Source organism: Nocardia sp. NPDC051750 (assembly GCF_044453135.1).
Classification (GTDB): Bacteria; Actinomycetota; Actinomycetes; order Mycobacteriales; family Mycobacteriaceae; genus Nocardia.
This window is the reverse complement of sequence record NZ_JBITCK010000003.1, coordinates 525853-538306: the sequence shown is the minus strand read 5'-3', so window position 1 is coordinate 538306 and position 12454 is coordinate 525853. Positions and strand designations below refer to the sequence as shown.

At 68.2% G+C, this 12454-nt stretch carries 13 protein-coding genes; 8 read left to right on the top strand and 5 right to left on the bottom strand.

What is annotated here, in order from left to right; all coding sequences use genetic code 11:
* Position 1: 1 nt before the first annotated feature.
* The 3 genes from ACIA75_RS16160 to ACIA75_RS16150 form a co-directional block, all read right to left on the bottom strand.
* A complete protein-coding gene (locus ACIA75_RS16160) occupies positions 2 to 1375 on the bottom strand; it encodes an FAD-dependent oxidoreductase (protein ID WP_397104433.1) in 1374 nt (457 codons plus the stop codon).
* 165 nt (positions 1376 to 1540) lie between these two features.
* Entirely contained in the window at positions 1541 to 3082 is a 1542-nt protein-coding gene (locus ACIA75_RS16155; RefSeq protein WP_397104431.1) for a flavin-containing monooxygenase, read from the bottom strand.
* Between the two features lie 330 nt (positions 3083 to 3412).
* Entirely contained in the window at positions 3413 to 4486 is a 1074-nt protein-coding gene (locus ACIA75_RS16150) for an SDR family oxidoreductase (protein WP_397104429.1), read from the bottom strand.
* 122 nt (positions 4487 to 4608) lie between these two features.
* Between ACIA75_RS16150 and ACIA75_RS16145 the strand changes: the two genes are divergently transcribed.
* Positions 4609 to 5223 carry a TetR/AcrR family transcriptional regulator gene (locus ACIA75_RS16145; protein ID WP_397104427.1) on the top strand — a complete coding sequence of 205 codons (615 nt, stop codon included), beginning with the start codon at positions 4609 to 4611 and terminating at the stop codon, positions 5221 to 5223.
* Positions 5224 to 5293: 70 nt separating this feature from the next.
* Here ACIA75_RS16145 and ACIA75_RS16140 read toward each other — a convergent pair whose 3' ends face one another.
* A complete protein-coding gene (locus ACIA75_RS16140) occupies positions 5294 to 6175 on the bottom strand; it encodes a TIGR03621 family F420-dependent LLM class oxidoreductase (protein WP_397104425.1) in 882 nt (293 codons plus the stop codon).
* 122 nt (positions 6176 to 6297) lie between these two features.
* On the opposite strand from ACIA75_RS16140, the gene ACIA75_RS16135 reads away from it, so the two are divergent.
* The 6 genes from ACIA75_RS16135 to ACIA75_RS16110 all read left to right on the top strand — a co-directional run bounded on the left by ACIA75_RS16135 (position 6298) and on the right by ACIA75_RS16110 (position 11325).
* Positions 6298 to 6606 carry a hypothetical protein gene (locus ACIA75_RS16135; RefSeq protein ID WP_397104423.1) on the top strand — a complete coding sequence of 103 codons (309 nt, stop codon included), beginning with the start codon at positions 6298 to 6300 and terminating at the stop codon, positions 6604 to 6606.
* Between the two features lie 301 nt (positions 6607 to 6907).
* Entirely contained in the window at positions 6908 to 7312 is a 405-nt protein-coding gene (locus ACIA75_RS16130) for a DUF779 domain-containing protein (RefSeq protein WP_397104421.1), read from the top strand.
* Between the two features lie 228 nt (positions 7313 to 7540).
* Complete coding sequence (locus ACIA75_RS16125) at positions 7541 to 9907, top strand: nitrate- and nitrite sensing domain-containing protein (protein ID WP_397104419.1); 2367 nt, start codon at positions 7541 to 7543, stop codon at positions 9905 to 9907.
* Between the two features lie 6 nt (positions 9908 to 9913).
* The gene (locus tag ACIA75_RS16120; protein ID WP_397104417.1) at positions 9914 to 10333 is read left to right on the top strand and encodes a roadblock/LC7 domain-containing protein; all 420 of its coding nucleotides are present in this window, start codon (positions 9914 to 9916) and stop codon (positions 10331 to 10333) included.
* Between the two features lie 16 nt (positions 10334 to 10349).
* Positions 10350 to 10724, top strand: coding sequence for a DUF742 domain-containing protein (locus ACIA75_RS16115; RefSeq protein ID WP_397104415.1), 375 nt, complete (start codon positions 10350 to 10352; stop codon positions 10722 to 10724).
* The gene (locus tag ACIA75_RS16110; protein ID WP_397104413.1) at positions 10705 to 11325 is read left to right on the top strand and encodes a GTP-binding protein; all 621 of its coding nucleotides are present in this window, start codon (positions 10705 to 10707) and stop codon (positions 11323 to 11325) included. The genes ACIA75_RS16115 and ACIA75_RS16110 overlap by 20 nt, the downstream gene beginning before the upstream one ends.
* Positions 11326 to 11362: 37 nt before the next feature.
* Here ACIA75_RS16110 and ACIA75_RS16105 read toward each other — a convergent pair whose 3' ends face one another.
* The gene (locus ACIA75_RS16105) at positions 11363 to 11767 is read right to left on the bottom strand and encodes an NUDIX domain-containing protein (protein WP_397104411.1); all 405 of its coding nucleotides are present in this window, start codon (positions 11765 to 11767) and stop codon (positions 11363 to 11365) included.
* Between the two features lie 195 nt (positions 11768 to 11962).
* On the opposite strand from ACIA75_RS16105, the gene ACIA75_RS16100 reads away from it, so the two are divergent.
* Positions 11963 to 12298: a hypothetical protein gene (locus tag ACIA75_RS16100; protein WP_397105348.1), complete on the top strand. Its 336-nt coding sequence runs from the start codon at positions 11963 to 11965 to the stop codon at positions 12296 to 12298.
* Positions 12299 to 12454 lie beyond the last annotated feature (156 nt).

The window sequence follows — 12454 nt, the reverse complement described above, 5'->3', positions numbered from 1 at the left end:
TTCATCCGCGCTCCTCTACTGCCCGCACCGCTTTGCGCGCTGCCACCAGCACCGGATCCCAGACCGGGGAGAACGGCGGTGCATAGCCGAGATCGAGTGTGGTCATCCGGTCCACGGTCATTCCCGCGGTCAGCGCGACCGCCGCGATATCGACCCGCTTTCCCGCACCCTCCCGGCCCACGATCTGCACACCCAGCAGGCGCCCGGTGAGCCGTTCGGCCAGCATCTTGACCGTCATCGGTGCCGCATCGGGGTAATACCCGGCGCGGCTGGTGGATTCGATCGTCGCAGTGACGTATTGCAATCCGGCGATCCGGGCATCCTTCTCCCGCAATCCGGTTCGGGCGACCTCCAGATCGCACACCTTGCTGACCGCGGTGCCGACCACACCGGGAAAGGTGGCGTAGCCGCCGCCGATATTGGCGCCGATGATCTGACCGTGCTTGTTGGCGTGGGTGCCGAGTGCGATATGGCGGCGCATACCGGAGACCAGGTCGAGCACCTCCACACAGTCGCCCCCTGCCCAGATGTTGTCGTGGCCGGCTACGCGCATGGCCGAATCGGTCAGGAGCCCACCGTGTCCGCCGATCGGCAAACCGGCCGCGTGCGCCAGGCCGGTCTCCGGAGTGACTCCGATGCCGAGCACCACCACATCGGCCGGATACTCGCGGTCACCGGCCACCACCGCGGACGCCCGGCCGTCGTCGCCGGTCCGGATCTCGGTGACCTCGCTGTCGCCGGCCACCGTGACGCCCAGGCCGCCCAGCGCCTCCCGTACCAGCCCACCCATATCGGGGTCCAGTGTCGACATCGGCTCCGTTCCCCGGTACACGATGGTGACGTCGAAACCCCGGCGGATCAATGCCTCCGCCATCTCGACCCCGATATAGCCCGCACCGACCACCACCGCGCGGCGCCCGGTGGTGGCGGCCACGGTCGCGATGAGCGATTCACCGTCGTCCAAGGTCTGCACACCGTGCACCCCGGGCGCATCGATACCGGGTATCGCGGGCCGGACCGGGCGGGCTCCGGTGGCGAGTACGAGTTCGTCGTAACCGGTCCAGGTTTCGGTGCCGGTCGCCAGATCCCGGGACCGGACCCGGGCGCCGCGGATATCGAGTTCGACCACCTCGCTGCGCAACCGTACGTCGATCTGCCGGGCCCGGTGTTCCGCAGGCGTGCGCGCGATCAGCTGATCTCTGTCGTGCACATGACCACCGACCCAGTAGGGAATACCGCAGGCCGAATACGACGTGAAATGGCCTCGTTCGAACACCACGATCTCGAGGTCGTCCGCGTTCCGGTACCGGCGCGCCTGCGCGGCCGCGGACATACCGGTCGCGTCGCCGCCGACGATCACCAATCGCTCGGTCATACGATCAAACTACCCAGCCGGCGCCGATGATCGGCCGGCACGACCCGCCCGGGGCCGCACACGCATCTTCGGCCCGGCATCGCGCGTGCACGATCGCACGCGGTCCGCATGCCGCGCCGGGACTCCACGCCGGACGACCGGCGCGGCCGCGATTCCCGGGTTCGCTCAGGCCGAGCGGGAACCGATCAGCGGCAGCCGGCTCATCGCGGTCCGCACCGGCCGCCGCGAACCGGTGGTCGGTGCGCCGTTCCGGTCGGTGAATGTCAGGATGCCGTCCTCGATCGGGCTCTTCCGCAGATAGGCCCGGTCCCGGAAGTAGCTGTTGACCACCTTCCAGGGTCCCCCGGTGCCCTGTCGCGGCATGACGGCGTCACCGCGCTGGATATAGCCCGAACTGAGCGCACCGCCCATCACCGAGACCTCGGAGCGATCGCTGTCTTGCGCCTCGACCACGAACCGGGTGTAGCCGTGGTCCCGCATCCGGTTCAGCACCCGGCTGAAGTACTCCGCGGCCAGATCGGCCTTGAGGGTCCATGAGGCGTTGGTGTAGCCGAGGACCATCAGGGCGTTCGGCACCCCGTCGAGCAGGGAGCCCTTGTACATGACGCGGTCGCGGGTCACCACCGGTTCACCGTCCACCTCGAGCGTGGCGCCACCCAGGATCTGAATGGTCAGCCCGGTCGCGGTGATGACGATATCGGCCTCGATCTCCTCCCCGGAACCGACACGGATACCGGTTTCGGTGAACGTGTCGATGGTGTCGGTGACGATCGATGCCTGTCCACGACGCAGTGCCTTGAACAGGTCACCGTTGGGCACCACGCACAGCCGCTGGTCCCACGGCGCGTAGTCCGGGCTGAAATGCCGCATGTCCACCCCGGGGCCCACCGCCATCCGAACCCAGTTCAGGAACAGCTTCCGGGCCAGTGCCGGTTGTTTCCGAGACAGCTGATAGCTGGCCTGCTGGACCGCGATATTGCGTGCGCGGCCCACCTGATAGGTGAGTTCGGCCGGGGATTTGACCTTCGTCAGCCCGACCGCCACCGGATCCTCGGCCGGGATCGACGCGATATACGTGGGAGAACGCTGCAACATCGTCACATGCTCGGCGTCGTCGACCATGGAGGGCACCAGGGTGATGGCGGTGGCACCGCTGCCGATCACCACGACTTTCTTCCCGCGGTAGTCCAGATCCTCGGGCCAGTGCTGAGGATGCACGATCTGCCCGGTGAAGGTCTCCTCCCCCGGGAAGGACGGCCGGTGGCCGTTGTCGTAGTCGTAGTAACCGGTGCACCCGACGAGAAAGTTGCTGGTCCAGAGTTCCTCGGCACCGGTCGCTTCATCGGTCGCGCGGACGGTCCACCGGTTGTCCGAACCGGCCCAGCTCGCCGAGACGACCTTACGACCGAATCGGATATGCCGGGTGACGCCGTACTCGTCGGCCGTCTCCTCGATGTAGCGGCGGATACCGGCGCCGTCGGCGAGCATTTTCGTTCCTCGCCAGGGGCGGAATCCGTAGCCGAAGGAGTACATATCGGAGTCGGACCGGATCCCGGGGTACCGGAACAGGTCCCAGGTCCCGCCGATAGCCGTCCGCCGTTCCAGGATCGCGTAGTTACGCCCGGTGTTCTCCTTCTCCAGGTGACAGGCCACATCGATACCGGACAATCCGGCTCCGATGATCAGTACGTCGACATGCCGCGTCATTGCGTTCCTCGTCTGTTCGTGCCGGGGTCGCCATCGATCATGACAGACACCTTTTACATGTAACTCAGAGTACTCGATACTTCGGCGGCCCCCACCCCCGGCACGATCAGCAGAAGGCGGCCACGGAGACCACCGCACCGGACCCCAGCGTCACCAGACCCGCCACCGCAGGTGCCCCACGCCGGACCCACTCGCGGTAATCCACCGAGCACCCACTGGGCGGCATCTCCTGTTCCGAGCAACCGGTACGGCGCCCGCGGCCCCTGATCCGGCGTCCCAGCGCGCCGAGGGCTATCACAACAGTCGCAACGAGCACATCGACCCCCGGCCTCACACCTCGGCGCGAACAGCACGACCGACCCCGGAAGCGGCGCGCCGTGGTGCGCGTACGACACCGTGCCGCACCAGGCTGTCCGCGGTGTCCCGGAGGGTTTCCCGGACGGGGCGCATCGACCACCCCAGCTCGTGGATCGCCCGATCGGCACTCACCCGCTCGACTTGCCCCAGCGTCGGTACCGTCAGCCGCAGTCCTCGGTCGAACACCGCCGCGGCGCGTATCAGCCGGTCGGGCAGCGACCTGGTGGGGACACGGAAGCCACGGGGACCGAAATCCTCCGACAGCGTCCGGGCCATATCCCGCATCCACAGATGCTCACCCGCGCAGATGAAACGCTTCCCGGCAGCCTGTGGCCGTTCCAGCGCCAACCGGTGCGCCGCGGCGAGATCCCGCACATCCACCACCGACCAGCCGACCCGCGGTAGCCCGGGCACCGCACCGGACAGCAGCCGGCGGACCGGTTCGTGCGAGGTACTCGGGTCCGGCGACAGCAGCGGCCCGAGCACCATTCCGGGATTCACGACGACGAGCTCGAGGTCGCGTTCGGCGGGTAGCGCGCCGACGAATTCCCACGCGGCCCGCTCCGCCAAGGTCTTGCTCCGCTGATACGCGGGACTGCGTTCGACGACGGTCCAGTCCGCTTCGGTGCGCAGCGCACTCTCGCGGTGGCCGTGGGTGATCGCGGCGATCGAGGAGGTCACCACGACCCGTCCCACACCGGGCTCCTCCGCGCAGGCCCGCAACACCCGCAGAGTTCCGTCGACCGCAGTGCGGATCAGCCCTTCCTCGTCCGCCGGCGGCGTAGCGGGAAAAGGCGAGGCGATATGCAGCACCTGGGCGCAACCCGAGACCGCCTGCGCCCAGCCGTCGTCGGCGGTCAGATCGACGGCGACGAAATCCAGTTCGGCGCCGGTTCGGGCGGCGTAGTCGACGAGATGCGCCCTCTTCTTCGTATCGGCGAGATCGCGGACAGTCGCACGCACGGCGTAACCGTGCTCGAGCAGCTCCACTATGACGTGCCCGGCCACGAATCCTGTCGCGCCGGTAACCAGTACCCGTGTGTTCATCTGCACCTGCCCTGTATCGGTGCGGCGCCCATCTAAACGCCGCTCAGATAATCTAAGCATTGCATAGATAACCTGTCCACACCCAGTTTCGATCCCGGTCCGAACTCGCATACCCTCGGTAGGTGCCCCGGACCTCCTACCACCACGGCGCGCTGCGCGATGCCCTGCTCACCGCATGCCTCCGGCTCATCGAGACCGAGGGCATCGGCGCGGTCAGCCTGCGCCGGGTCGCCCGGGAAGCCGGGGTCAGCTCCGGAGCGCCTTACCACCACTTCGCGGACCGGGCCGCACTCCTGGCCGACCTGGCCACCCGCGGATTCCGGCTGCTCGCCGACCGACTCGCCGAAGCGCGGACGACGGCGGATTCACCGACCGCCGCGCTCGTCGCGCTGGAGCAGAGTTATGTCCGGTTCGCCCGGGAAGAGACCGCCTACTTCCGCCTGATGTTCCGTCCCGAACTGTCCCAGCCGGAAAAACACCCGGACACCCGGGCGGCCGGTGAGGCGGCATTCGGTGTGCTCGTCGAGGCCGTCGGCGACTGCGTCGCCGCGGGTGAGCTCGCCCCGGAACGCGCCGAGACGACGGTCCTCACGCTCTGGGCACTGGGGCACGGGCTGGCCTCGCTGTGGCTCGACGGTCAGCTCGACAAACGCGGTGTCCTGCTCGGCGCGTCGCCGTCCGCCCTGGTCGACTCGGTGCTGGCCGAGATCGACGGCTTCCTCTCCACACAGCCCTGACTCCCGCGCCGGCATCGAATCACCGACCGGCCGCCGGACCCTGCGGCGCCGTCCGTCACACCGGCATCGATTACCTCAGTTCGGCGATCACCTCGGCGAAAGCCTCCAGATCCGGTTCCAGCACGGTGACATAACCGAAGCCGAATCGCTCACGGTTCACCCGCAGCCGCTCCGCGAGCTCCGCCGGGCCACCGACCAGGATGGTGGGCAGCTCGTCCACGGCGGCAAGTACCTCGGGAGCAAGAACCGGCCGATATTTGTCGAGCACCTCGGCCCGCCGCGCGGCGGGCGCCACAGCCTGGACCAGGATGTTCAATTCCACCTCCGGGGCGCGCTCCCCCAGCGCGGCACGGACGAACCCGACTCGCTCGTCGATTTCGGCGGGGCCGGCCAGCCGCAGCGGCCCGGCGGCGGTGGTCGAGGCACCGGTCAGCGCCACGACGCCGGCGTACCGGGCGGCGAGACGCAGCATGCGGTCGCCCCAGCCGCCGATGAGCAGCGGCGGCCCTCCCGGTTGCGCCGGTTGCGGCTGATACCCGGGGTCGGCGAACAACTCGCGCAGGGCGCGCACGGTCCGCTCCAGCTGCGCGACCCGGCTCGCACCCGACCCGAACGGGATACCGGCGGTGTCGAATTCGTCGCGCACATAGCCGGCGCCCAGTCCCAGTTCCAGCCGTCCCCGCACGAACCGGTCGGTTCCGGCGACGTCCCGGGCCAGCAGGACGGGATTGTAGAAGGGCGCGTTGAGTACGAACGTGTTCAACCGCACCCGTTCGGTGTTCTCGGCCGCCAGGACCAGGGCCGGGAACGGCGGCGCCAGGCCGAGGTGGTCGGCCACGCCGATGACGTCGTAGCCGAGTTCTTCGGCCCGGCGGCATTTGCGCACCCAGTCGTCACGCGACTCCGGCACCCCCATATTCACGCCGAAACGGAATTCCGTCGGTGAATTCATCCCTCCTGCATACCCGGACACCGTCGCGTACGCCGCATGACCGTCGGCGAGTCACCGGAATTAGGGTGGGTATGCCTCGGGCAGGCGCGGCGCCCGCCCGAGCCGACCAGGAGGATTTGTCGATGTACGCCACGAAAGCCCGGTTCGGCCTCATGATCGCGGCCGCCGCGATCGTCCTGTCGGGTTGTACCGAGATCGAACAGGCGCTCAACAAGGGCGGCGATACACCCTGCCGCGAATACGTCGGACAGGACCAGAAAACCAAACGCGTCACCATCACCAAGTTCCTAGAGGAGCAGCTCGGACAGGAACCGACCGGAACGAATGTGGACGTGTCCATGGCCGCTGTCGACGGATTGTGCACCGTTCAGGCCAATGCCGACACACCAATCGAGCGGGCCGATATCGCGGGCATCTTTATCCGGAAATAGCCGAACACCTGCACTTTCGAGGCCCGCCGGACGGGCCGGCGGCCTTCCGATCCGGCCGTCGCCGGACATTCCTATACCACAACATATTTCGCTGGGCAACCGACTCCCCCGCACCCGCCGCATCGCGATACGCAAGAATGTGTTCGCAATAGTGCCGGCGAAGACGCGATCCGGCTACCGGGCTGCGGCACACCGAAATCGGTGTGCCCGGCCGGTGCCGGAGACCCTGTGCGAGGAGCGACATGTTTCATCGGATCCATTCGGTAGCGGCGCGGTGTCGCGGCGCGGCACGGAGTTCCTGATGGCGTATCGCAGCGACCGGGTCGCGGTGACCGATCGGGCCCGCAACGCCCTCCGCGAATTGATCGAACAGCACGGTCCCATCCTGCTCTATCTGCCCGACCACATCACCGACGAACCGGCGCCGGACTGGCTCCCCATCCGCGATTTCCGTGCGGCCGAGGGAGATACCCTCTTCGGGCGGCTGGCCTGGCACACGGAGTTGTGGATGAGCGCGCAGGCCTACACGCATTTCGAACGCGACCACCTCACCGTGGATGTGCCCACCGACGCCGGTCCCGCCCCCGGCGGCGAACCGAGCGACGACGGACCACCCGCGGACACGGCGATATTCCTGCTCCGCGCCCGCCGCCTCAGTGCGGCGGAGGCCGCCGCACTCGAATCCCGTAAACGCAGCCGGGACTGATACCGGGCCTGTCGCGGTCCACCGGCCGGGCCGGAGCCGCGGGCCGCACGCTGGTCATCGGCATCCGCCGCCCCGGCGCCCGCGCGACGGGTGGCGGCCGATCCGAATTCGGGTAGCATCTCCGCCGTTGTGCCGAGGGCGCGCCACACACCAGAAGCGGTGTCAAAGCGAGTCCTGTTCAATGGGATTCGATGTGCTGTACGGGGGACGAAAGGTTACTTTGTGGCGATGTTCAGAGCGAGGCTCGGTGTCCGCGCCCGGATCCTGGCCATCGCGCTCATCCCGAGTCTCACCCTGCTGGTGGCCGGCGTGGGCGCGACCGGCTATCTGATCGACCAGGGTCAGCACGACCGCGAAGTGACCGAGGCGATGCGTGCAGCCTCCGGTCCCACCCGCACGGTCTACGACATCGTCCAGAACGAACGCCGGCTGACCCTCACCTACCTGGCCGGCGACCCGGCCGCGGCCGATGCCCTGGCCGCCGTCCGACCCAACAGCGAGCAGGCGCTTCGCGACCTCGTCACCGCCTCCGCACGGCTGCGCGATCTGCAGCCCGACGAGATCGGCGACGAGATCGGGTCGTTCGCCACGCTCGTCCAGCAGCTGACCAACATCCGCGGCGCCGTCGACAACCGCGCGGTGTCCGCCGGGGACGCCTACACCTTCTACGCACGACTGCTGGACGCGCTCGCGTCCGGTGCGCAACTCTCGCAATCCTTCGCACCGGACGCGCCGTCGGCCACCCAGCTCACGCTCACCACGCGCATCATGCACATGCTCGAAGCCACCTCCCGCAGCCACGCCATGGCCGGGGCCGCGCTGCGTACCGGCCGCCCGGTCGCCCTGCCGGAGGAGTACATCCAGCAGACCGGCTTCTACCACACCGAAGCCGCGCTGCTGGCCGCCGAGCTCGAGCCGGAGCTCGGGGAGCGGCTGAACACTGTGCTCAGCAGCCCGCAATGGCAGCTGCTCACCCGTACCGAGAGCAGCCTCATCGCCCGGAGCCTCCCGGGCGCGGACACCGGCAACGAATCCGGTGGCCTGCCGCCGGCGCAGCTCGCCGCCTGGCAGGCGGCCGCCGATCACGTCGGTCACGAAATGCTCGAACTATGGGACGAGCAGAACCTGGTCATGCAGCAGACCTCGCTGGACGCGGCAGCACGCACCACGACGCAGTCACTGCTGATCGGCCTCGCCGTGCTGCTGATCTCGGCGGCCGGGTTCGGCATCTCCCTGGTCCTGGCCAACCGCTTCATCCACCGGCTGGTGCGGCTGCGCGACCATACGCTGGCCCTGGCCGACGAACGGTTGCCGGATATGCTCGACCGGCTACGCGCCGGGGAGGAAATCGACGAGTCCGAGGCGGCGGCGGACCTCGACTTCGGACACGACGAACTCGGCGCCGTGGCCACCGCGTTCGAACACGCCCACGCGGTGGCCGTCACCGCCGCGGTCACCGAGGCACGCACCCAGGAAGGCGTGAAATCTATCTTCCTGAACATTGCGCACCGCAGCCAGATCGTCGTCCACAAACAGCTGGAGATCCTGGACGAGGCCGAACGGCGCGAAGAGGACCCGGCGATGCTGGATGTCCTGTTCAAACTCGACCACCTGGCCACCCGGGAACGCCGCAATGCCGAGAACCTCATCGTTCTCGGCGGCGGGAAACCGGGCCGCCAATGGCGTGCGCCGGTCCCGCTGGTGGATCTGGTGCGCAGCGCGGTCGGCGAAACCCAGGACTATCCCCGCGTGCGGCTGGCCAGATTGCCGGAACTGCGCGTCTCCGGCGGTGCCGTCGGTGATCTCATCCATCTGCTCGCCGAACTCGTCGACAACGCGACCTCGTTCTCGCCGCCGCAGTCACGGGTGCAGGTCACCGGGTCGATCATCGGCAAGGGTGTGGCCGTGGAGATCACCGATCAGGGCATGGGGATCACCGCCGACAGCCGCGACCGGCTCAACGAGATCCTGCAGACACCGCCGAACTTCGAGGTCGCCTCGCTGCAGCGCGATTCGCGGCTGGGGATCTTCGTGGTCGCGCAGCTGGCCGCGCGGCACGGTATCTCGGTCCGCCTGTGGGAGTCCGAATACGGCGGGGTGCGCGCGGTGGTCATCATCCCATCGGCCCTGCTCACCGACCCCGCGGAGGAAACCACCCCGCTGACCCCCCTGCCGCGGCAGGCATCACTTGCACCGGACGTGACAACCGAGGAGCGCGCCGAAACCACCCCGGCGCCGTCCGGTACGGCGACCCTGCTCGAGGACCGGCCACACACCGAGGCCCGCCCGGCGCCCGCCCCGCCGGACGCCGCCACGTCGGAAGCCCTCACGACTCCCGTCGTGCCGGAGGTCCTCCCCGACGGCCGTCCAGCTTTACCGCGCCGCAGCAGGCAGGCTAAAGTCGCACCGCGGCCGGAAGATTCGGGCGCCCAGCAGGCCGCAACGGCGCGGCCGCGCTCGGCCGAACAGGCCCGAGACCTGATGGCGGCGATCGAGAACGGCACCCGGCAGGGCCGCAAGCCTATGCCCGCCACGGATTCCGGCGCCGCGAACCCGGCGCCGGACGGCGCATCCCCGGATGAACAGGAAGGCTAAGTGTCAGTGTCCACTTCCACTCAAGGTGATCTGAACTGGCTGCTCGACGACCTCGTCGAGCGACTCGCGGGGGTCCGGCTGGCGGTCGTCCTGTCCACCGACGGCATGCTGCTCGGTCACTCCACGAAAATGGACCGCACCGAAGCCGAGCATTTCGCGGCGATGTCGTCCACCCTGCACGGCCTGGCCCGTAGCGCGGGCGCCCGTTTCGACGGTGGCGGAGTCCGGCAGGCGGTGATCGAACTGGACCGCGCGGTCCTGTTCGTGACCTCGGCCGGCGCCAACGCCTGCATCGCGGTACAGGCGTCCGCCGATGCCAATCTCGGCATGGTGGCCTATGAGATGAATCTGACCGTGCAGCGCGTCGGTAGCCATCTCTCGACCAGTTCCCGCAGCGGAACCGGGGTCGAACCACAGCAACCGTGAGAACAGTGACTCGGCGATGACCGGTACCCGGGACTCCTGGTTCGACGACGATGCCGGACCGCTGGTGCGGCCGTATGCGATCACCCGGGGCCGGACCGTCGGCGCCGGACACGATCTGGATATGCTCACAGTCGTGGTGAAAGCCCGTGGAGCCCCGCCACTGCGCAGACCTGAACCCGAATACCTCGATATCGTGCAGTTGTGCACGGAACCACAGACAGTGGCGGAGGTGGCAGCCGCCTTGAAACTGCCGCTGGCGGTGACCAAGATTCTCGTCGGAGATCTGATCGGTGACGGCCATCTGATCTTCCGGGCTCCAGTGCAGATGGAGTCCGGTCCCGGCGACTTCAACATATTGCGAGCGGTACTGGATGGAATCCGAAAAATTTGACCCTGCCCGGATCGACCCCGCGGCGCCGGCTCTGGCCGCCTCGGTCAAGGTCCTCATCGCCGGCGGCTTCGGCGTCGGCAAGACCACCATGGTGGCCTCCATCAGTGAGATACCGCCGCTGCGGACCGAGGAGATGATCACCGAACTCAGTACGGGGATCGACGATCTGTCCGGTGTGGAATCCAAGACCACCACCACGGTGGCACTGGACTTCGGCCGTATCACCATCGACAAGGACCTGGTCCTGTACCTGTTCGGTACGCCCGGCCAGGACCGATTCTGGTTCCTGTGGGACGAACTCGCCCGGGGCGCGCTCGGGGCGGTGGTGCTGGCCGATACCAGGCGGCTCGGCAATTCCTTCGCCGCTATCGACTATTTCGAACGCCGCGGCCTGCCGTTCCTGGTCGCGGTCAACTGTTTCGACGGCGCTCCGCGCTACACCATCGACGAGGTCCGGGATGCTCTCGACCTCGACGGGTCGATTCCGGTGATGCTCTGCGACGCCCGGGACCGGGTGTCGGCGAAGAATACGCTGCTCAGCTTGATCGAGCATCTCATCGACCGGGCCACCCGCCCCGATCTCACGACCAATCAGGGGTGACCGCGTGGCGGAGCCGGTCGCCGGCTCCGCCACGCGGTCAGTGCAGCGAACCCGCGGCGTGCAGTTCGTCGAACAGCAGCTGGTCGACCGGCGGAACGTGGGGCCGGTCGTGGTAGCCGAACCAGGCGAGTTCGGCGATCTCACTGCTCGCGGTCAGTTCCCCCCGATAGCCGGCGCGGTAGCAGCTCATCCGGACCCGCACACCGCCGTCGTCGGCCTCGTAGACCCCCACCGGTACGACGGTTTCGGTGTCCAGCGCGACCGTGAGTTCCTCGGCGATCTCGCGCACCAGAGTCTGCTCATCGGATTCGCCCGCCTCGCGCTTTCCGCCGGGGATGTAGAAGATCTCCTTGCCACGTGGGCGGGCGCACAGGATCCGCCCGTCCACGATCAGCACCCAGGCGACCGTATCGATGAGTTCGCCGACCAGTTCTTCCGTCACGCCGGCAGCTTAGGCGTACTTCCGGAGGCGCACCCCGGAACCACCGTCCCGCCGCGGCGTCACCGACCCATCTCGGCCAAGGTGCCCCGAACTGCATAGCTGCGGACGTACCATGCGGACGTGGCCGATGCGAATTCTCCCGCCGTGCTGCGGGTCCTGGTCTACAGCAACGACGCCGACACCCGGAGTCAGGTGATGCTGGCGCTCGGGCGCCGTCCGCGTCCCGACCTACCGCCCCTCGATTATCTCGAGGTGGCCACCGCCCCGGTGGTTCTGCAGCGGATGGATGCCGGCGCGGCCGATCTGGCGATCCTGGACGGCGAGTCCGCCCCGGTGGGCGGGATGGGTGTGGCGAAGCAACTCAAGGACGAGATCGACAACTGCCCACCGCTGATCGTGCTCACCGGCCGCGCCGATGATGCGTGGCTGGCGAACTGGTCGCGTGCCGAGGCGGTCGCGTCCCATCCGATCGATCCGCTGCGGCTCACCGAGATCGTGGTCGACCTGCTGCGCCGGCGCTCGGCCGCCTGAGCGCGTCAGGCCCGGAGGCGGTAGCGGAGCGTCACCACGCAGGGCTCGCGCTCAGGCACAAAGGACACAGCCTGAGCGCGTCAGGCCCGAAGGCGGTAGTGAAGCGTCACCACGCGGGCTCGCGCTCGCGCCACATCAGAGACAGCCTGCGCGCGA

What these genes read in the sequence shown, in the direction of transcription:
- ACIA75_RS16130 (WP_397104421.1), top strand. Translation starts at nt 6,908, where the DNA reads ATGGCGTATCGCAGCGACCGGGTCGCGGTGACCGATCGGGCCCGCAAC.
- ACIA75_RS16100 (WP_397105348.1), top strand. Translation starts at nt 11,963, where the DNA reads ATGCTGGCGCTCGGGCGCCGTCCGCGTCCCGACCTACCGCCCCTCGAT.
- ACIA75_RS16155 (WP_397104431.1), bottom strand. Translation starts at nt 3,082, where the DNA reads ATGACGCGGCATGTCGACGTACTGATCATCGGAGCCGGATTGTCCGGT.
- ACIA75_RS16160 (WP_397104433.1), bottom strand. Translation starts at nt 1,375, where the DNA reads ATGACCGAGCGATTGGTGATCGTCGGCGGCGACGCGACCGGTATGTCC.
- ACIA75_RS16150 (WP_397104429.1), bottom strand. Translation starts at nt 4,486, where the DNA reads ATGAACACACGGGTACTGGTTACCGGCGCGACAGGATTCGTGGCCGGG.
- ACIA75_RS16115 (WP_397104415.1), top strand. Translation starts at nt 10,350, where the DNA reads ATGACCGGTACCCGGGACTCCTGGTTCGACGACGATGCCGGACCGCTG.
- ACIA75_RS16110 (WP_397104413.1), top strand. Translation starts at nt 10,705, where the DNA reads ATGGAATCCGAAAAATTTGACCCTGCCCGGATCGACCCCGCGGCGCCG.
- ACIA75_RS16135 (WP_397104423.1), top strand. Translation starts at nt 6,298, where the DNA reads ATGTACGCCACGAAAGCCCGGTTCGGCCTCATGATCGCGGCCGCCGCG.
- ACIA75_RS16140 (WP_397104425.1), bottom strand. Translation starts at nt 6,175, where the DNA reads ATGAATTCACCGACGGAATTCCGTTTCGGCGTGAATATGGGGGTGCCG.
- ACIA75_RS16125 (WP_397104419.1), top strand. Translation starts at nt 7,541, where the DNA reads ATGTTCAGAGCGAGGCTCGGTGTCCGCGCCCGGATCCTGGCCATCGCG.